The organism is Catellatospora sp. KI3, from assembly GCF_029948125.1.
Taxonomy (GTDB): domain Bacteria; phylum Actinomycetota; class Actinomycetes; order Mycobacteriales; family Micromonosporaceae; genus Catellatospora.
Window position 1 is genome coordinate 249,792 of record NZ_JASAMB010000007.1, and the last position, 18,593, is coordinate 268,384.

Here is an 18,593-nt window from a genome sequence, read left to right on the forward strand (position 1 = left end):
GTCAGCCGGCCCCGATCCGCTCGAGCAGGCCCCGCGCCTCGTCGAGCAGGTCGGGGCCGCGCCGGTCGCCGTACTCGACCGCCAGCGCGGCCAGCTGCCCCGGGGCCCGCCGCTCGGCCTCGGCGGCGATCCGGGCCCAGGCCATGGTCGGCATGCTCCGGTTGTACGCGAACCGGTCCGCCAGCGCGATCAGCCGCACCGCGTCCGCGACCGGCAGGGCGTCGCGCAGCAGGCCCCACGCGCCGAGCGCGAACAGCACCACCCCGCAGATCGGGTAGTCCAGGTAGGGGTGGTCGGGGTCGAGCGCCCGCAGGGCCGAGCCCCGGGAGCGCGCGTACAGCGTCGCGCCGGTCGGGTCGTCGGCGGGGGCGTGGTAGGCGTGGGCGGCCAGGCTCACCGCGTCGGCCAGCAGCACCCACGGCTCCAACCCCGTCGGCGTGACACCCGGCATCCGCAGGCGGCGCACCTGCTGGCCGGCGTCGCGGTAGGCGGCCAGCCCGGCCTCGACCTCGCCGCGGGCCAGGGCCAGCTCCGCGATCCCGAGGTCGACCGCCAGCTGGCCGCCGCCCGGGATCACCTCGGGCCCCTGCATGTCGCCCAGCTCGGCGAGCTGGTCGGCGGCCGCGGCGATGTCACCCGCCGAGATCATCGCGAGCGCGAGCAGCGAACGCAGCTGCGCGGCGTCGTCGCGGGCCCCGAGCCGGTCCAGCACCGGCAGCGCGGCGTACGCGTGGACGGTCGCCTGCTCCGTCCGGCCGAGCTGCATCGCCAGCTGCGCGGCCATGGTGTGCAGGATCGCCTGCGACCAGGGGCCCGCCGCGCTGTCGACGTGCAGCAGCCCGCGCTCGGCGGCCTCCATCGCCGCGTCCGGATCGCCCAGGTTCTCCAGGGCCTGGCTCAGCCAGGGCAGCGCCACGGCGGCGAGCTGGAGGTCCGGCGAGGCGGCATGCGCCCGCAGCTGCTGGAGGTAGCCGTCCGGTGAGCGCGGGTCGATGTCGGTCAGCATGGTGACCATGGCCGAGATCCACGGATCTTGCCCGCCGGGCCCGATCCGGCGCAGCGCGGTCCGCAGCACCTCCGAGTGCGGGGTGTTGGCGACCAATGAACCGTTGAGGGTCATCCCGATCGCGATCCGGGCGGCGTCGGCCAGGTCCGGCGGGGGCGTCCAGCCGGCGACCGCGTTCGCGGCCGCCTCGATGAGCACGAGCAGCCGGGGGTGCTCGCCCAGGATGATCCAGTATCCGGCGAGCGCGGCGAGGATCTGCACCGTGGCCGCCGGATCGGCGGTGGCGAAGGTCCGGCGCAGCACGTCGGAGAGGTTGGTCTCCTCGGGGCGGATCGCGTCGACGGCGTCGAACTGGGCCGGGGTGAACAGCGCGCGGGCATGCCGGACGGAGAAGTCGACCGCCCAGGCCCGCTGCGCCCGCTCGGCCGCACCGTCCTCGCCCGCGTCGATCAGCTGCATCCGGCCGAACTCCCGTACCGTCTCCAGCATCCGGTAGCGCACGCCGCCGAGGCCGGTCTCCACGACGGTGAGCAGCGACTGGTCGGCCAGGTCCTGCACCGCCGCGAGCGCGTCGTCGCCGAGCATCGCCTCCGCCGCGCCGAGGGTGAACCCGTCGTGGAACACCGACAGCCAGCGCAGCGCGCGGCGCTCCCGCTCGGCCAGCAGGTTCCAGGACCAGTCGATGACCGCCAGCAGCGTCTGGTGCCGGTCGGGTGCGCTGCGGTCACCGCCGCGCAGCAGCGCGAACCGGTTCTCCAGGCGGCGGGCGATGTCGGCGACCGCCATCACCCGCACCTTCGCCGCGGCCAGCTCGATGGCGAGCGGGAGCCCGTCCAGCCGCTCGACGATCTCGGCCACCAGCGGGTCCGTACCGGCGAGGTGCACGTCCGGCCGGGCCGCCACGGCCCGCTGCCGGAACAGCTCCACCGCGTCCCCGGTGTGCAGCTCGGCCAGCGGGTAGACCTGCTCGGCGGCGATGGCCAGCGGCGCCCGGGACGTGGTCAGCACGCGCAGCTCACGCGTGGTGGCCGCGAGATAGGCGACGAGGTCGGCGACGGCGGCGACGATGTGCTCGCAGTTGTCCAGGATCAGCAGGCTCGGCGCCTGGTCGAGGTAGCGCGCGATCCGGGCCCGCACGTCGGCCCGCTGCTCGGGGGTCAGCGCGCGCCGGCCGCTGACCGACTCGCGTACGCCCAGCGCCGAGCCGATCTCGCCGACCAGGTCGTCCGGTGCGGTGACGCCGACGAGCTCGACGAAGTGCACCACCGGGGCGGAGTGCTCGCGACCGAGCACGTGGGCGAGCCTGGTCTTGCCCAGGCCGCCCGGCCCGACGATGGAGACCACCCGGTACGCGGCGAGCAGCGCCTGCAGCCGCCGGAGGTCCTCGGCGCGGCCCAGCAGCGCGGTCGCCTCGTACCGCACGCCCGCCCGGACCGGGCTGTCCTGGGCCAGCAGCTCGGCGTAGACCCGGCGCAGCTCCGGGCCCGGGTCGGCGCCGACTCGGTCACGCAGGTCGGCACGGTAGGCCTCGTACCGGCTCAGGGCGGCGCCCGTGCCCCGCACCGCCGCCTCGCTGCGCAGCAGATCCGCCAGCAGCGCCTCGTCGGCGGGGTGTGCCGCCCGAGCCTCGGTCAGGCCGGGCAGCGCGGCGGCGTGCTCGCCGAGCCTGGCCCGCGCCCTGGCCAGCAGGAGCCGCGCCTGGTCGAGGTCGTGCCCGGCCTCGCGCCGCAGCGATCCGAGCGGACCGTGGCCGAGGTCAGCCGTGACCGTGCCCAGGGCCACCGCCGCCGCGGCCAGCTCGGCCGCCTGCGCCGGGTCGGACTCGAACGCGGACCGGGCCGCGGCGATCCGGTCGGCCAGCACCTGGGTGTCCACCCGCGACCGGTCCAGGCCCAGGCGGTAGCCGTCGCCGTCGCGTACCACCGAGTCCGGCCCGTGCGCCGCCCTGGTCCGGGAGACCAGCACCTGCAGTGCCTTCGGCGGGTTGGCGGGGACGTCCTCGTCCCAGATCAGGTCGACCAGGCGCGCGGCGCTGACCGTACGCCCGGCGGCGGCGAGCGCGGCCAGCAGCGCCTGCGGCCGGTCGCCCAGCACCGGCTCGCCGTCCCAGCGCACCGTTTCCAGCAGCGACAGGGTGATCGGCACCAGCCGAGTCTAAGTGGTGGTCGGCAACGCGCCGCGCACTGCGCCTGCCTGCGGTTCCCGCACTGCCGGGCGGTGCGCCTCAACCGGTCGGCGGGCCGTCATGCCATCCGCCCATGGCGAACAGGTCAGGCGACTCCGGCGGCGCGGACGAGCCACCGGCCGGTGCCGGGCTGGCAGCGGCCTGACCTGCGCTGGCGCGCGCGTGCACCGGACCAGCGGTGCGGCCGGTGGTGTTCGGCCGAGCTCGGGACGGCCCGGGTGCCGTGCTGGTGGTCGTCGTAGGGCAGCTGCGCGGCGGCGAGCGCCCGGGGCCGCGCGCGTGCGACCAGCCAGCCGCGCAACGCGATCGCCAGCACGAAAGCGGCCAGCGCGACACGCGCGATCATGTCGTCGGTCATCGCGGACCTCCTGGTGAGTCGGGTCTGCCATCGCCGATGTCCAGCTCCGGCCGCCCGCAAACCTCGAAACGTGTGCCGTCATCGAGACCGCCCGTTTCGAAACCATTAATAGGTGCCGATGCGCCGGAGTTACGGTGGCCCGGCCGCGAGCCGGTGTCCGGCCGCTCGCGGCCCCCTGCTCCCGTCCTGGACTGCGCTGTCCCCGTCGGCGGTCCGGGCGTCGACCTGGAAGGACATACCGCGATGAGAACCTCCGCACCGCGACCATCCGCGACGATCCGGCCACCGGGCCGGCTCGGCGCGCTCGCGCTGGGCCTCTGCGCCTCGCTCATCCTCGGCGCGGCGGCCGCCGCGACCGTGGGCGGCCCGGCCGAGGCGGCGGGCACCGGCGTCGTCGCGCTGGCGGCCCCGGTCGTGCAGCGGCCCGTGCCGCAGGCCGTGGTCAACCGGTTCCAGCTTGATACACGCTGGTACGCGAAGTACGTCGCGGGCCCGGTGGATCCGGCGACGGGGATCGCGGTACCCATCCTGGGCTCCGCGGCGATCGAGGACGCGACGCTGCTCAAGGCGGCCCGCCAGGCGGCCACGCTGGTGCGGACGTACCCGACCGGCGCGGTGGCCGAGTTGAACCGGCGCAACGTGCGGATCGTGATGATCGCGCGCAGCGAGCGGATGAGCTCCATCCCCGAGGTGTTCCGCGACGCGGGCACGTCGTGGGACGAGCGCTACTGGGCCGGCATGGGCGGTCCGCTGACCGTGGGCACCGAGGCGAACCTCATCGACAACCAGGGCGGCGAGAACGTCTTCATCCACGAGTTCGGGCACACCGTCGACGGTTGGTCGCTGCGGTACGCCGACCCGCGCTTCGGGCCGGACCTGGACGGCGCCTACCAGCGCGCCCGGTCCATGGGGCTGTGGAACAACACCTACGCGGGCTCGAACGTGGGGGAGTACTGGGCCGAGGGCGTGCAGTCCTACTTCGACCTCAACCGGCAGGGCCCGGTCGGCGGCGACGGCGTCCACAACGACGTCAACACCCGGGCGGAGCTGGCCCGCTACGACACCGCCCTGTTCGCCCTGCTGGACCGGGTCTACCGGGGCACCGTGCTGGAGCCGGCCGACCCGGTCGGGCAGATGATCATCGGGACGGGCTCCAACCGCTGCGTCGACGTCTCGGGCGGGCGTTTCGAGGACGGTACGAAGATCCAGCTGTGGGACTGCCACGGCGGCCCCGAGGTGCGCTGGACCTGGCGCGGTCAGCAGCTGGTCAACTCGCGTACCGGCAAGTGCCTGGACATCGCGGGCAACGCCACCGCCGAGGGCACCCGGGTGCAGCAGTGGACCTGCAACACCGCAGGCGGGCAGCTGTGGCAGTTCGTCAACGGCAACCTGCGCAACCCGCAGTCGGGCAAGTGCCTGGACGCCGACGCCTGGGGCACCGCCAACGGCACCCAGCTGATCATCTGGTTCTGCGGCAGCAACCAGTCGAACCAGACCTGGCGCTTCCAGTAGGCGTCTGAGCAGCGGCCCAGGCTGCCACCTGGGCCGCTGCTCACCGGATCCGGCCACCGCCGACGTCGGCCGGTAGGGAGGGCGGTCGACGCCGGCGGCGGTACGCGATCGTCAGGACCGCGACGGGATCACGGGGTCCAGACGACGTTCGGGTTCACGTGGCCGGTCCAGTCGAAGACGGCCATGTTGTCCCACTGGTTGCCGGTGCCGTTGATGTTGGCGGGGTCCCAGCCGTTGCCCGCGATCGCGTACCAGGTGGGCTCCCAGTAGAAGACGCCGATCGCGCCGGCGTTGCGGGCGGTGTTCTGCACGTGGCTGAACTCGGTCGCCTGCCCGCTCCAGCTCGCGGCGTAGCCGGAGCAGGGCGCGGAGCCGCTGACCGAGTTGGCCTCGCTGTCGGCGTTGGCGGCGGTGAACGGGTACGCCGTCTCGGCCAGCACGACCGGCTTGCCGTAGCGGGCCTTGACGTCGACGATCACGTTGTACAGGTTCGCCAGCGTGCCGTGCCACATGCAGTAGTACGACAGTGCGGTGATGTCCCAGGTGACGCCCTTGGCCTTGATGCCGTCGTAGAACCAGCGCGCGTTGGCCATGCTGTCCGCGTCGGCCACGTGGATGATCACCTGGGTACCGCTGTTGCACGCCTTGACGGCGTTGTAGCCGGACTTGAGCAGCAGGCTCAGGTTGGTGAAGTCGTTGTTGACGACCTTGCCGTCGTTCCAGAGCATGCCGACGTTGATCTCGTTGCCGATCTGGATGCTGTCGGGCGTGGTGCCCTGGGCCTTGAGGCTGTTGCAGACGTCGTAGGTGTAGTTGTAGACGTCGGTCTGCAGCTGGCTGATGCCGTGGCTGGCCCAGGCGGCGGGCTTGTACTGCTTGCCCGGGTCGGCCCAGGTGTCGGAGTAGTGGAAGTCGACCATCAGCTTCAGGCCCTTGGCCTTGACGGTCTTCGCGTACGCGAGCACCTTGGCCTTGTTGTTGTAGCCGCTGGCCGGGTTGTTCCAGATCCGCAGGCGGGCGTAGTTGACGCCCTTGCTCTTCAGGATGTCCAGCGGGTCCTTGGCCGCCCCGGCGGCGTCGTAGTACTTGGCCCCCAGGTCCAGGCTGCGCTGTACGGAGGACACGTCGGCGCCGAGCATGGTCAGCGTGTTCGCGGCCGACGCGGGCGGTGCCGCGACGAGCGTGGCGGGCAGGAGCGCGGTCACGAACAGCAGGGCGGCCCGTGCTCTCGGGCGGCGGTGCCACACGGTCATCTCAACCTCCTTGAATCGTGTTGCGGGTGGATCCCCGTATGCTGGTAAGGAGTCTGTGAACGTTCACAGAACGTCGCACAGTGGGACTTGGCAGGTTTCCTTGACGGCTGGTGCCGCCTGAGGGCTGCCAGGTCTGTGAACGTTCACAGTAGAGAGACGGCGAGGCTGTGTAAAGACCGTGTTTCGCGTACGCCCCAGCGGTGTCGCGCCGTCGAGGTGACACCTCATGCGGTGTGGATACACCCTATGAGGCGTGACCTCATGCGCATGATGCTCCGGCGGACCGGCCCGGGGCGCTGCGGATTCACCCGGGGCAGGTGCCCGGCCCTAGAATCGGCGACCGTGCCGACGGATGCGACGGATGAGCGGGTCGCGGCGGCACGGGCCGTCGCTGAGTCCTTTCTGGACGACGCGCGCACGGCCGACCCGACGGCGCTGCAGGCGACGGTGCGGCGGCTGGAGGAGCTGCGCGGGCGGGCGCCGGCGGGCGAAGTCGAGCTGCTGTACCGCACCGTGGCCGGGGTGGTCGGCGTGCGGACCAGGCAGCCGTACGCGAGCAGGCACCTCGACACCGCGCTGCGCCTGTTCGACCCGGACCGGTACGGTGCCGACGGACTGCTGCTGGAGTGCGCGCTGCTGTGCGCGCTGAGCGCGATCCGCCCGCACGAGGCCCGAACCCGCTTCGCGGACCTGGTGGACCGGCTGGCGGCGCCACCCGCGCGGCGGGCCCGGCTGCTGACCATGCTCGGGCTGGGCGACGCCTGGTCCGGTGACCTGGTCCGGGGTCAGGACATGCTGGCCCGGGCGCGGCTGCTGGCCATCGAGGCGGGCCGGGTCGAGATCCAGGCCGAGGCGACGTCCTTCCTGGCCAAGGTGGAGGCGCTGCGCGGTGACACCGCCGCCGCCGGGGCGTACCTGGGCGAGGCCCGGGACCTGGCGGCGCGGGCCGCGTCGAGCTGGGTGGCGGCCCACATCGCCGAATGCGCCGTGCCGCTGCACCTGGTCAACGGGGATGTCCAGGCCTGGGCGGGGGTGCTGGAGTTCCTGGTCGGCACGAACGTCGGCGCGAACTCGGGCCTGTTCTACGAGCACCGCTGGGAGCTGGCCACCCACCGCGCCCTCAGCGGCGACGCCCAGGCGGCGCTGGCGCTGCTGGCGGCCGTCCCCGACCCGCCGCTGGAGTGGCCGGGCGCCCCCGCCCTGCCCGCCTGGCGGCAGTGGATCTCGGCGCCGGACGATCCGGAGGCGATGGCCCGGTTCGAGCGTTCGCTCACCGGCCTGAACCGCCCGGTGGAGCGGCTGTCGCGGGCGCGGATGGCCTGGCTGCTCGGCGAGCGCCACGCCCGCCTGGGCCGCCGCGCCGACGCGATCCGGCTGCTGGAGACCGCGGCCAGCGGGTACGCGGCCATGGGCGCGGGCGGCCCGCTGGCCCGGGTCACCGCCGTGCTCGACTCGGTCACCGGTCCGGCCGCGCTGCCGGTGCGCCACGACCTGTCCCTCACCCCGACCGAGCTGCGGGTGGCGCAGTCGGTGGCGATGGGGCTGAGCAACCGGGAGACCGCGGCGCAGCTCGGCGTCTCGGCCAAGACGGTCGAGTTCCACCTGGCCAACATCTTCCGCAAGCTGGCGGTGCGCAACCGCACCGAGCTGGCCGCGAGCCTGGGACGCCCGGCCCGGACATGACGGCGGCGCGGTCCGACCGGACCGCGCCGCGCCGCCGCGCTCCGCGGGTTGGGAAGGGACCCTTCCACATCAGATAACGATAAGAAGGGTCCCTTCCTTACTCCCTGACCGGGACTCAGACGAAGTCGAACAGGGGAGGGAAGACGAGCACCACGATCCACGCCCAGGCGGCGTACACCAGCAGATAACGGGTCTGCCACCGCTCCAGCACCCCGAACGCCCTGCGTCCGCGGAGGAACCCGAGCAGCAGCCACGCCGACCAGCCGAGGTTGGCCAGCAGGATGAGGTTCTCGCCCAGCGCCGCCGTCTTGTTCGCGGTGAACCCGAACTCGGTGATCCGGGTGAGGATCGCCGCCAGCACCAGCACGTCGACGAGCAGGGCGCTGACGACGAGCGCCAGCTGCAGCTTGTCGAACAGGCCGGGCCGCGCCGCCGCGTCGCGGGCCGAGACGGAGTACAGCACCAGGCCCAGCACCACGACCAGCAGCAGGTCGAACAGGATCAGCACGTCGCGGTCGACGTCGATGCCGTTGCTGGCCACGATGATGGCGCCCAGCAGCGTCAGCAGCGTCGCGGTGAACAGCGGGGTGAACACCTTGGTCAGCACCGGTGCCATGTTCTCGATGACGCTCTGCTTGGCCTCCACCAGCCACGCGGCGACGACGACCGCGGCCGCCGCGCCGCAGGGCAGCAGCCACTCGCTGATGACCTGCTCGGGGTCCAGGCCGATGGCGTTGAAGGTGCCGCCGATGATGCCGAGCAGCACCCCGCCGCCGAGCCCCAGCAGCGCGAAGTAGATCAGCCACTCACCGGTGAACCGGATGAAGTCCATCCGGCGCTGCTGCGAGCGCCACTGGCCCCCGGCGTACGCGACCCCGACCACCAGCCACAGCGCCAACGGCAGATGGATCGCGGCGAGCACGAGGGTGTGCGCCTCGGCGTCGTCCATCGGGTAGGCGTTGATCGCTACCGCGCCCACCCCGAACAGCGCCACCAGCACGGCGATCATCGCCGGCTTGAGCTGCCTCCGCCAGGCGAAGTAGACCAGCAGCGGCACCAGCGCGAACAGGCTGAAGTTGCGCAGGTAGAAGGCGCTGTCGTCGATGCTGACGCCGAGCAGGTTGGGCACCTTGATGGCCAGCGCCGCGGCGGCGGCACAGGCGATCATGACCTTCAGGTCGCGGCGGTCACCGCCGGTCGCGGCCGCGCCGTCGTCCCCCGTCAGCACCAGCTGCTTCCATAAGCGGTCGGAGTGCTCGCGGGCGAACTCGCGGGACAGCTCGTCGAGGCTGCCCATCCGCTTGACCGCGATCAGGAACGCCTCGTCGGGGCGCAGCCCCGCCGCCGTCAGGTCGGCGATCCGGCCGCGCAGGTGGTCCTCCAGCTCGTCGGCGTCGGGCTGGTGCAGCGTGCGGCGCTTGCGCACGTACGCCCGCCACTCGGCGATCTGGCTCTCCAGATTCTCGTCGCTGTCGACGCTCATCAGGCCATCCCCCATCCCGGCGCGGTGATCGGGCGCAGCGGCGCCGCACCGGCGTTCCAGACGCCGCGCAGGGTCTCCACGACCGCGGCCCACTGCGCGCGCTGCTCGGCCAGTTCGGCCCGGCCCTGGTCGGTGATCTGGTAGTACTTGCGCCGCCGCCCGCCGGGCGGGCTGTCCCACGACGACTGGACGTGGCCCAGCCGCTCCAGCCGGTGCAGCAGCGGGTAGAGCAGGCCGTCGGTCCACTCGAGGTGGCCGCCGGACAGGTCGTTGACCTGCTTGAGGATCGCGTATCCGTAGCTCTGGCCCTCGGCCAGGATGCCGAGCACGAGGGGAGTAGCCGAGGCCGCGACGAGATCTTTCGTGATGTGCACGAGGACACCGCCTAACCCTAGAACTGCGATACATAGTAGTTCTAGGTATAGCTGCCGCGCAACGCCGCGACCAGGTGAGTGGGTCGTGCAGTTTCGGGGAAACTGCACGAATACCGGCCAAGATTCCAGCAGTTTCCCCGAAACTGCACCCCGCACCCCGCGGCGCGGCCGCGGCGCGGGGCGGCCCGGGGCGGTGTGGCAGGGTGGGCGGGTGCAGGAGGATCCGCTCGCGGTGGCGCAGCAGCTCGCGCTCGACGGTGATCACGCCGGAGCGGTGCGGCTGGCCCGTGCCCTGGAGGCGGAGTACGAGCAGGCGGGCGACCCGGCCGCGTTCATGCTGCTGTGGACCCGCCTGTCGCTGGCCCGCTGGCTGGCCGTGCAGCGCGAGCCGGACCGGCCCGCCGCGCTGGCGGTCCTGGACGCGGCCGCCCGTACCTGGCAGTCGCCCCCGATCCAGGATTCCGAGCTGGTGCACGTGCTCGGCGCCGAGCTGATGTCGCTGCGCAGCTTCGTGCTGCGCCAGCTGGGGCGCGCTGCCGACAGCCTCGCCGCGGGCGAGCGGGCGCTGGCGTTCTTCGACGAGCTGGCCCAGACCGCACCGGAGGTGCTGTCGGCCGTCGGCCGGGTGCCGATCCTGCTGAACCGGGGCGCGGCCCTGGCCGACCTGGGCCGTACCGCCGAATCGCTGCCGCCGCTGAGCGAGGCCCTGGCCGCGCTGCGGGCGGCCGGCGGCACCCACCACGAGGTGGAGGTGGAGCTGCTGGTGCTGCGGGGCACCTCGCTGACCCTGCTCACCCGCTTCGCCGAGGCCGAGGCCGCCGAACTGGAGGCGATCGCGCTGGCCCGCACCGGGTCCGGCCGGGCGATGCGGCACCTGCTGGCGACGGCGCTCAGCAACCACGCCACGACGCTGATCCGGATGCGGCGCCACGATGAGGCGCTGGCCTCGGTCGCGCAGGCGATGGCCGTGCTGCGGGAGACCGACGGCGAGCCGGTGACCGCCGCCCAGCGCCGCCGCTGGTGGCTGCCGCTGTCGACCGAGGCCGAGGCGCTGCTCGCGCTGGGGCGCCGCGAGCTGGCCGCGCGGTCGGCCCGCCGGGCCGAGCCGATCCTGCGCGAGTACGCCGAACAGGCGCCGCAGCTGGTGGCGGGCTCCCTGGCCAACGTGTGCCTGCTCATCGGCGAGGCCGAGGACGATGCCGCCTACGCCCGGGAGGCGCTGGCGCGGCTGACTGAGCTGAACGACCAGTTTCCGGGCCGGTACGAGTACTGGTGGCGCCGCGCTGGCGACCTGGTCGCCCGGTTGGGCGCCTGACCGGTCAGCCCAGCGCGGCGGCCTTGCGCAGCAGCACCGACCGTTCGCGGTCGTTGCCGCACAGCCGGGCGGCCAGCTCCAGCTCGCCCCGGGCCTCGGCGGTGCGGCCGAGCCGGGTCAGCAGCTCGCCGCGGACGGTCGGCAGCAGGTGCGAACCGGACAGGCGGCCGGCGACGACCAGGTCGTCGACGAGGGACAGGGCCTGGTCGGGCCCGTACGCCATGGCGACGGCCACGGCCCGGTTGAGGTCGACCACCGGCGACGGCGCGACCCGGCCGAGTGCCTCGTACAGCAGCACGACGCGCTCCCAGTCGGTGTCGGCCACGGTCGGGGCCGACGCGTGGCAGGCGGCGATCGCGGCCTGCAGCCCGTACGGCCCGAGCCCGCGCCCGACCGCCGCGGCGCGGTCCAGGGCCGCCAGCCCGCGCCGGATCGCCGACCGGTCCCAGCGCCGCCGGTCCTGGTCCTCCAGCAGCACCGCCTCGCCGTCGGGCCCGGTGCGGGCCGGGAACCGGGCGGCGGTCAGCTCGAACAGCGCCAGCAGCCCGGACACCTCCGGCTCGGCGGGCAGCAGCGCGGCCAGCATCCGGGCCAGCCGGATCGCCTCGTACGCCAGGTCGGTGCGCAGCAGCCGGTCGCCCGCGGTGGCTGTCGAGCCCTCGGTGAAGATCACGTAGAGCACGCTCAGCACCCCGCCGAGGCGCTCGCGGCGCTGCTCGGCGGGGGGCAGCTCGAACGGCACCGCCGCCGCCGCGATGGTCTTCTTGGCCCGGGTGATCCGGGCCTGGATCGTCGGCACCGGCACCAGGAACGCCCGCGCGATCTCCTCGCTGCCCAGGCCGCCGACCACGCGCAGGGTCAGCGCCACCCGGGCCTCGGGCGCGAGCACGGGGTGGCAGGCGGTGAACATCAGCGCCAGCACGTCGTCGTCGATCCGGTCGGGGTCCCACAGCAGGCTGTCGGCCCGGTGCGGGGTGGCGCCGGCGGTCAGCTCGCCCTCGGTCAGCTCACCGGCGAGCAGGGCGTACCGCTCGTCGCGGGCCGCCCGGCGGCGGAAGCCGTCGATGGCCCGCCGCCGCGCGGTGGTCAGCAGCCAGCCGACCGGGTTGGCCGGCACGCCGTCGCGCGACCAGCTCACCAGCGCCTCGGCCACCGCGTCGGCAGCCACGTCCTCGGCCAGCGCGAAGTCCCCGGTGTAGCGGGCCAGCGCGCCGACGATGCGGGCGGCCTCGATGCGCCAGACGGCCTCGACGGCCCGCCGCGCCGATTCGGTGCTCGGCGGGCCGTCGTCGGTGGTGGTCATCAGAGCTGGCCGGTGCGCTCGCGCCACGCCCGCTCCCGGATCACGTACTCGTTGTCCTGCGGGAACTCGTCGATGCCGGGCACCCGCCGGATCTCGCACTTGGAGCCGGGGAAGCCGGGCATGCGCTTGGCCCACTCGACCGCCTCCTCCTTCGAGGCCACCTCGAGCAGGTAGAAGCCGCCGAACAGCTCCTTGGTCTCGCCGTACGGGCCGTCGGTGACCACCGGGGTCTCGCCGCTGTAGTCGACCACCACACCCTGGGCGGCGTCGTCCAGGCCCTCGGCCGCCAGCAGCACGCCCGCCCGGATCAGCTCGTCGTTGAAGCGGCCCACCGTCTCCAGCATCTGCTCGAACGGCGTCTCCATCATCTTGGCCATGGACTCGTCCGTGCCCCGCATGATCAGCATGTACTTCGCCATCGTGATCTCTCCTTGGTGGTGAGGGTCGCGTGTCAACCCTCTCACCCGCAGGTCGAACGGCCCGGCGGCCGATCGACAGCCCGGCGCGAAATTCTTCGGACTTTTTCGCGCCGGGCTGTCGGACCTGGTCAGGGCGCCAGTGGCAGGGTCGCCCCGGTCTTGCCGGTGCGCAGGGTGAGCCGGTCCATGAACAGCACCTGCACGACGGCGACGGCCGCGGCGACCAGCAGCAGGGCGGGCAGCGGATAGGTCCAGCCGACCGGGGCGTCCTCGCCGCCGAACCGGTTGACCACCTGCAGCAGCAGTACCGGCATCGGCATGGTCGACGGCTCGAGCGCCACGATCAGCTGCCACCACGCGTCCTGGGCCGCGACGACCCAGACCATCAGCCCGGACAGCGCCAGCACCGGCAGCGCCCGGGTCCAGCGGACGCCCCGGAACAGCAGCGCGCTGCCGAACAGCACCGGCACGCACAGCGAGGCGGGCGGGATCAGCGCCAGGAACTCGCCGTCGTCGCCGCGGTGCGCGAAAGCGTCGGGGGTCAACGCCGGCAGGCCGGTGAACAGCCATGGGGCGAACGGCAGCAGCAGCAGTCCGCTGTAGCGGCCCAGCGGCCGCAGCGCCCCGATGCCGTACCCGGCCAGCGCGGCCGCGCTCACCCCGAGGATGGTGGAGATCAGCGGCGGCACCCAGGTGTTGACCAGGTGCCCCAGCAGGTTCGACTCGATCGTCTTCGTCGACAGGGACAGTGACTGCAGCAGCAGCGGCAGCAGCCCGGCCAGGCCGATCAGCGCGGCCACGCCGGTGGCCACCAACGACACCGCGGCCCAGGTGGACCGGTCGCCCGGCACGGCGGGCTCCGGCTGCTCGGCCGGTTCGATCCGGGCCCGGGACAGGATCAGCCAGACCGCCACGCCGATGCCGAGCACGGCCAGCAGCAGCCACAGCAGCACCGCCCCGGCCGAAGCCTGGCCCAGCTGAACGGAGCGGAAGGCGGCATCGAAGATCAGCACGGTGGGCGTGCGGCCCCGGGGCCCATTCGGGGCGACGAGCAGGAGCGGAAAGGAGAAGGACTGCAGCGCGTACGCCGTCGACGTGGCCATGATGACCCCGGTTACCAGCAGCGCACCCGGCCAGGTGGCGCCCAGCCGGGTCGAGCGCCGGAAGACCAGCAGGTACCCGGTCGCGCCCAGGCCGACGGCCAGCCCGGCGAACGCGGCGAACTGGGCCAGGTAGGCGTTGGGCGCGGCGTCCTCGAAGGCCAGCTGCCAGGAGACGGCGGCGACCGTGCCGCCGACCGCCGCGACCGGCAGCGCGAACGCCAGCCGCAGCGTCCACCGGCCCGGTCTGCCGGCGCGGGCGGCCAGCCAGGCCAGGGCGCCGCCGCAGACCAGCGCGGTGCCCGTGACCGCCGTGGCGAGCAGCAGCGGGCCGACCAGAGACTCGGCGAAGCGGGGGAGCAGCTTCTCGAAGTTCTTCATGCCGACGGACTCGCCCGGGCCGCCCATCAGCGAGGCGTTGGTGAAGCTCGCCAGCACCGTACGCACCGTGGGGATCAGGTACCCGGTGCAGAGCAGGACGACGGCAGGGATCAGCGCCAGCAGTCCGAACAGGATGCTGCCGCTTCGGCGGGGTGGTGCCGGGTTCTCTGTCACGCCCACGGATGCTAGCCGCGTCCGCCGATGTGGACAGTCGGATACGCCACACCAGGATCGGGCCGAGGCCGTTCAAGACCGGTTTCAAGTTGCCCGGCAATCGGGGGGAAATGGGCCCCTCATACCCCCGATTGCCCGGCGACCTGAAAACGATCTTGAGGGGTGAGGGGGGTGGGCGGGCGGGGGTGGATAGGGTCGGTGAGCAGCCGAGATGTCGCGGGGTGACCGGGATCACGGGAACCGTCGGCGGGATGGGGGACAGAGAAACGGTCATGGAGTCGAGTCTGCGCGCCCGGATCCGGGCAGGTGATGCCAGCGCGTTCGCCGAGCTGTTCGACCAGTACGCGCGGTCGGTCTACAACCACGCGTTCCGGCTCACCGCCGACTGGTCGGTCGCCGAGGACGTCATGGCCGCCACGTACCTGCAGGCCTGGCGCTCCCGCACCCGGATCGGCGACGAGGGCGGGTCGCTGCGCCCGTGGCTGCTCGGCATCGCCACCAACGAGGCCCGCAACCACTCCCGCAGCAACCGCCGCTACCGGGCCGCGGCGTCGGCGCTGGCCGCCGCCGAGCTCACCGAGCCGGACCCCGCCGACGAGGTGGCCGTCCGCCTGGACGACCGCGACCGGATCACCGCCGCGATCAGCGCGCTGGCCCGGCTGCGCCGCCAGGAGCGCGAGGTGGTGACCCTGTGCCTCTGGGAGGGCCTGGACTACGAGTCGGCCGCGCGGGCCCTGGACATCCCCGTCGGCACCGTGCGCTCGCGCCTGTCGCGCGCCCGCACCAGGCTGCGCGCGCTGGTCGACGCGGCCGCCCGGAACCCGCGCCGGTCCGGTGGACAGGTAACCGATGACGCCGCCCCACTCGCACAGGAGGTCAACCGATGAAGGCGCACCCGCCGTCTGACCCGTCCGAGCGGGCCGAACTCGCCGCGCTGCTGCCCGACCCCGGCTACCGCGAGCTGCCGCCGGGGCGGCACGGGCTGCACCGGCAGCGGCTGCTGGCCGCGATCACCGAACCGCCGCGCCGCCGCGCCCGGCCGCGCCCGGCCCTGCTGCGCCCGGCGCTGGCCCTAGCCTCGCTGGTCGCGATCGCCGGAGTCGTGGTCGCGGTGGTCACGACCACCGGACGCGGCCCGGTCACGGCCGACCCGACCCCGGCAGCCGCCTCCGGGCCGCCCTCGCCCGGCCCGACCGAGCAGGGCGGCACGACCGCGAAGGTCCGCGCGTACGGCACCGTCCGCCAGCTCACCGAAGCCGCGGACCTGGTGGTACGCGGCGAGGTGGTGCGAGCCGAGGGCAGCGGCCGCGACCGCACGGCGGCACTGCGGGTGGCGGAGGTGCTGCGCCGGGGCGAAGGACTGCCCGACCCGGTCGAGATCACGCTGAGCACCCCCGAACTGGCCGGGATGTCCCGGCTGGAGCCGGGGCAGCACACCGTGCTCTACCTGGCCGCCGTCGACGCGCGGGCCGGGGTGTACACCCCGCTCAGCGGGGACTTCGGGGTGTTCGACGTGGTCGGCGGGCAGGCGGTGGCCCGCTCGCAGACGATGGCGGTCACCGGCCTGCGCGAGGAGGACGCCACCGCGCCCGGGCGCCGGTTGACGGTCACGCTCGACGACCTGCGCGCCCTCGCCCGGGAAGTCGGCTAGAAATTCCGGGAACCCGGGCGGCCGGGCGCACAGATACATGGGGAAGGCAGCGCCGCATCCGGGCAGGACCGTCCGGGCGGCGCCAGAGGCAAGGAGCGTTCCTCATGGCATACACCCCCGGCCGCAGCGCCACCCGCGTCCTGGCCGCAGCCGCGGCCGTGCTCACCGCGGCGGCGCTCGCGGCCTGCGGCACCGACCCGGCGACCCCGGCGGCGGTCCCCGCGACCAGCGCGGCCGCCGCGCCGACCGAGGCCGCGCCGCCGGTGCTGGGCAAGCTGCGCGGCTACAGCACGGTCAAGGAGCTGACCGAGACGGCGGACCTGGTCGCGCGGGGCCAGGTCGAGGCGGCCGGGCTGCGGGTCGACGAGGTGCTGCGCGCGGCCGACGGCGTATCGGTGAAGGTCGGCGACCGCATCGCGCTGACCGGTCTGAACGGCAAGGTCGTGGACATGCAGCACATGTCGAAGCTGGAGCCGGGGCAGACGGTCGTGCTGTACCTCGCCCAGGCCGACGGCGGCGCGTTCAGCACGCTCACCGGCGACTTCGGCGTCTTCGACGTCACCGGCTCCGACGACCAGGCGGCCGCGACCACCCGCTCGCAGACGATGGCGGTCACCGGGCTGCTCGCCGAGGACCCGGCCGCGGCGGGCAAGGGCTTCCGCACCACCCTGGCCCAGCTGCGCGCCGTCGCCGCCCGGTCCTGACCGACCGCGGGGCGGCGCGCCGGCACCCCCGGGCGCGCCGCCCCGCCCCCGACGGGCATCCGGAAGATCACCGGTTGCGCTAGCCTCTGCCCACCATGCGCGCGATCGACGACACCCCGCTCGGCCCCGACTGCGTCCACCGGCCGGTCACCCACGATCCCGACGTGCACGGGCTGGGCCAGCCCGTCAAGGACCTGGCCTGCGATACCCGCCCGTGCGACCTGTGTGCCGACGCGCGCTGCCCCGTCGGCGGCTACCCGCGGCTCACGGCGTTCCGGATCCGGGCGGCGCAGCTGGTGGCGCAGCACGGGTACGAGCTGGACGTCACGGTCGACCAGGGCTCGCACGGCATCGACCTGATCTGCCGGACCGGGGACACAGCCTGGGTCTGGGAGTTCAGCACCGACGACCCGGCGGCGGTGGCCCAGGCGGTCGACAACCGCGACCACATCCTGGCCCACCTGCGCGCCCGGGGCGTCAAGGCCGAACCCGGCCCGGCGTTCCCGGCCGAGGAGTACGGCCAGGGCGCCATGCACCGGCACCGGTACATCGTGCGCGTGCGGTCGCACCCGACCGAACCGGGCATCGAGCTGCTCGACGTGTTCACCTGCGATCCCTGCCGGCTCGCCGGCCGCTGGCGCTACCAGGACCTCGTGCTACACAATCACCGGCTCGAAGACCTGCTGATGACGCAGCTGTACGTCACCGGCGGGCGTCGCGAGTCGCCGAACCGGGTCCGCACGCCCAGCGAATACACGAAGTCGCACCTGTACTTCAGCTTCGACGGCCCCGGCTCCCACGCCGCCCTGGTGCGGCTCTGGTTCCGCCTCATTCCGGAGCTGGTCGACCCGCAGCGGCGCGCGGCGCTGACCGCCGAGCCGGAGGCGGCGGACACCGCCGGGGCGTCCGCGACACAGGGCGAGCCCGGAACCCCAGCGGCCCTGGCCACCTGGGAGACCGACGTCATCGGCCGCGACCTGTGGCGGCGGCTGACCGCCGACACCTACGCCGGCCTGCTGTCCGACGCCGCCGCGGCCCGGCACGCACAGCTGTGGTTCGGGCAGCACAACGGCTACGGCCGGGCGAGGACAGACGACAAGGACGAGCACCTGAAGGGGTACAGCCGCCGCTACGACCACGGTGCGCTGGTGCTGGCCGCGGCCGTCAACGATGAGCTGCTCGCCGACCGCGCCTACGGGCAGCGGCTGCTGGCGGTGGCGCGCCGGGTCGCTGAGGCCGCCGACCCCGGCTACGGGGAGATCGGCTACCGGCAGCGGGTGGCCGAGGCCGGACTCGAGGACATGACCAAACTGGACCGGGTGCTCTACCGGCATCCGGTCGACTCGATCGCCGCGCAGCGAGCCATGCTGCGCGGCTACAGCTGGCTGACCGTGGTGCCGGGTGGGCTCGCCGAGCGGCTCGGCGGCGCCGCCGCCATGCGCGCCATCGGCGCGTTCCACGAGGTCGAGCCGCTGCCGCACGGTGGGCTGTGGCTGCTGGCCACCGAGCACTTCGACGAGTACGGCCCACCGGCGGCCCGGCGGGTGTCGGAGGCGCTGGCACCCGTGCTGCCGCCCGGCCGACCGGCCCGGACCATGTCGGAGCCGCACCTGATCGTCGTGGCGGTCCCGCCGCCGTGAGGCGTGCGCCCGCCGGTCCGCAGCAGGAGCGGCGGGCCCTCCACCCGGTGGA

Annotated in this window: 15 protein-coding genes; 7 read left to right on the plus strand and 8 right to left on the minus strand. The window is 73.7% G+C overall.

From position 1 onward, the window contains the following. Position 1: 1 nt before the first annotated feature. Complete coding sequence (locus QEZ54_RS14605) at positions 2-3,151, minus strand: BTAD domain-containing putative transcriptional regulator (RefSeq protein WP_281305122.1); 3,150 nt, start codon at positions 3,149-3,151, stop codon at positions 2-4. Positions 3,152-3,276: 125 nt separating this feature from the next. Next, complete coding sequence (locus QEZ54_RS14610; RefSeq protein ID WP_281305123.1) at positions 3,277-3,549, minus strand: hypothetical protein; 273 nt, start codon at positions 3,547-3,549, stop codon at positions 3,277-3,279. A 243-nt stretch (positions 3,550-3,792) separates the two neighbouring features. Between QEZ54_RS14610 and QEZ54_RS14615 the strand changes: the two genes are divergently transcribed. Then, positions 3,793-5,061: an RICIN domain-containing protein gene (locus QEZ54_RS14615; RefSeq protein WP_281305124.1), complete on the plus strand. Its 1,269-nt coding sequence runs from the start codon at positions 3,793-3,795 to the stop codon at positions 5,059-5,061. A 128-nt stretch (positions 5,062-5,189) separates the two neighbouring features. On the opposite strand, the gene QEZ54_RS14620 is transcribed toward QEZ54_RS14615, so the two are convergent. Continuing rightward, positions 5,190-6,314, minus strand: a complete 1,125-nt coding sequence (locus tag QEZ54_RS14620; protein ID WP_281305125.1) for a glycosyl hydrolase 53 family protein — start codon at positions 6,312-6,314, stop codon at positions 5,190-5,192. A 342-nt stretch (positions 6,315-6,656) separates the two neighbouring features. On the opposite strand from QEZ54_RS14620, the gene QEZ54_RS14625 reads away from it, so the two are divergent. After that, positions 6,657-7,997 carry a LuxR family transcriptional regulator gene (locus tag QEZ54_RS14625; RefSeq protein WP_281305126.1) on the plus strand — a complete coding sequence of 447 codons (1,341 nt, stop codon included), beginning with the start codon at positions 6,657-6,659 and terminating at the stop codon, positions 7,995-7,997. 115 nt (positions 7,998-8,112) lie between these two features. On the opposite strand, the gene QEZ54_RS14630 is transcribed toward QEZ54_RS14625, so the two are convergent. Together QEZ54_RS14630 and QEZ54_RS14635 are read right to left on the minus strand one after the other, a co-directional pair. Beyond that, a complete protein-coding gene (locus QEZ54_RS14630; RefSeq protein ID WP_281305127.1) occupies positions 8,113-9,480 on the minus strand; it encodes a permease prefix domain 1-containing protein in 1,368 nt (455 codons plus the stop codon). After that, positions 9,480-9,854: a PadR family transcriptional regulator gene (locus QEZ54_RS14635; RefSeq protein WP_281305128.1), complete on the minus strand. Its 375-nt coding sequence runs from the start codon at positions 9,852-9,854 to the stop codon at positions 9,480-9,482. The genes QEZ54_RS14630 and QEZ54_RS14635 overlap by 1 nt, the downstream gene beginning before the upstream one ends. A gap of 211 nt (positions 9,855-10,065) precedes the next feature. Between QEZ54_RS14635 and QEZ54_RS14640 the strand changes: the two genes are divergently transcribed. Continuing rightward, positions 10,066-11,169, plus strand: a complete 1,104-nt coding sequence (locus QEZ54_RS14640) for a tetratricopeptide repeat protein (RefSeq protein ID WP_281305129.1) — start codon at positions 10,066-10,068, stop codon at positions 11,167-11,169. A gap of 4 nt (positions 11,170-11,173) precedes the next feature. Here the strand turns inward: QEZ54_RS14640 and QEZ54_RS14645 are convergent, their stop codons facing one another. The 3 genes from QEZ54_RS14645 to QEZ54_RS14655 form a co-directional block, all read right to left on the minus strand. Continuing rightward, positions 11,174-12,472 carry a DUF6596 domain-containing protein gene (locus QEZ54_RS14645; RefSeq protein WP_281305130.1) on the minus strand — a complete coding sequence of 433 codons (1,299 nt, stop codon included), beginning with the start codon at positions 12,470-12,472 and terminating at the stop codon, positions 11,174-11,176. Beyond that, on the minus strand, positions 12,472-12,891 hold the full coding sequence (locus tag QEZ54_RS14650; protein WP_281305131.1) for a YciI family protein: 420 nt from the start codon (positions 12,889-12,891) through the stop codon (positions 12,472-12,474). Before QEZ54_RS14650 ends, QEZ54_RS14645 begins: the two co-directional genes overlap by 1 nt. 128 nt (positions 12,892-13,019) lie before the next feature. Next, complete coding sequence (locus QEZ54_RS14655) at positions 13,020-14,546, minus strand: hypothetical protein (protein WP_281305132.1); 1,527 nt, start codon at positions 14,544-14,546, stop codon at positions 13,020-13,022. A 251-nt stretch (positions 14,547-14,797) separates the two neighbouring features. Between QEZ54_RS14655 and QEZ54_RS14660 the strand changes: the two genes are divergently transcribed. The 4 genes from QEZ54_RS14660 (at position 14,798) to QEZ54_RS14675 (ending at position 18,541) form a co-directional block, all read left to right on the plus strand. Continuing rightward, positions 14,798-15,433, plus strand: coding sequence for a sigma-70 family RNA polymerase sigma factor (locus QEZ54_RS14660; protein WP_281305133.1), 636 nt, complete (start codon positions 14,798-14,800; stop codon positions 15,431-15,433). Further along, positions 15,430-16,197 carry a hypothetical protein gene (locus tag QEZ54_RS14665; RefSeq protein ID WP_281305134.1) on the plus strand — a complete coding sequence of 256 codons (768 nt, stop codon included), beginning with the start codon at positions 15,430-15,432 and terminating at the stop codon, positions 16,195-16,197. Before QEZ54_RS14660 ends, QEZ54_RS14665 begins: the two co-directional genes overlap by 4 nt. 104 nt (positions 16,198-16,301) lie before the next feature. Continuing rightward, the gene (locus tag QEZ54_RS14670; protein WP_281305135.1) at positions 16,302-16,901 is read left to right on the plus strand and encodes a hypothetical protein; all 600 of its coding nucleotides are present in this window, start codon (positions 16,302-16,304) and stop codon (positions 16,899-16,901) included. 95 nt (positions 16,902-16,996) lie between these two features. Further along, positions 16,997-18,541: a hypothetical protein gene (locus tag QEZ54_RS14675; protein ID WP_281305136.1), complete on the plus strand. Its 1,545-nt coding sequence runs from the start codon at positions 16,997-16,999 to the stop codon at positions 18,539-18,541. Positions 18,542-18,593 lie beyond the last annotated feature (52 nt).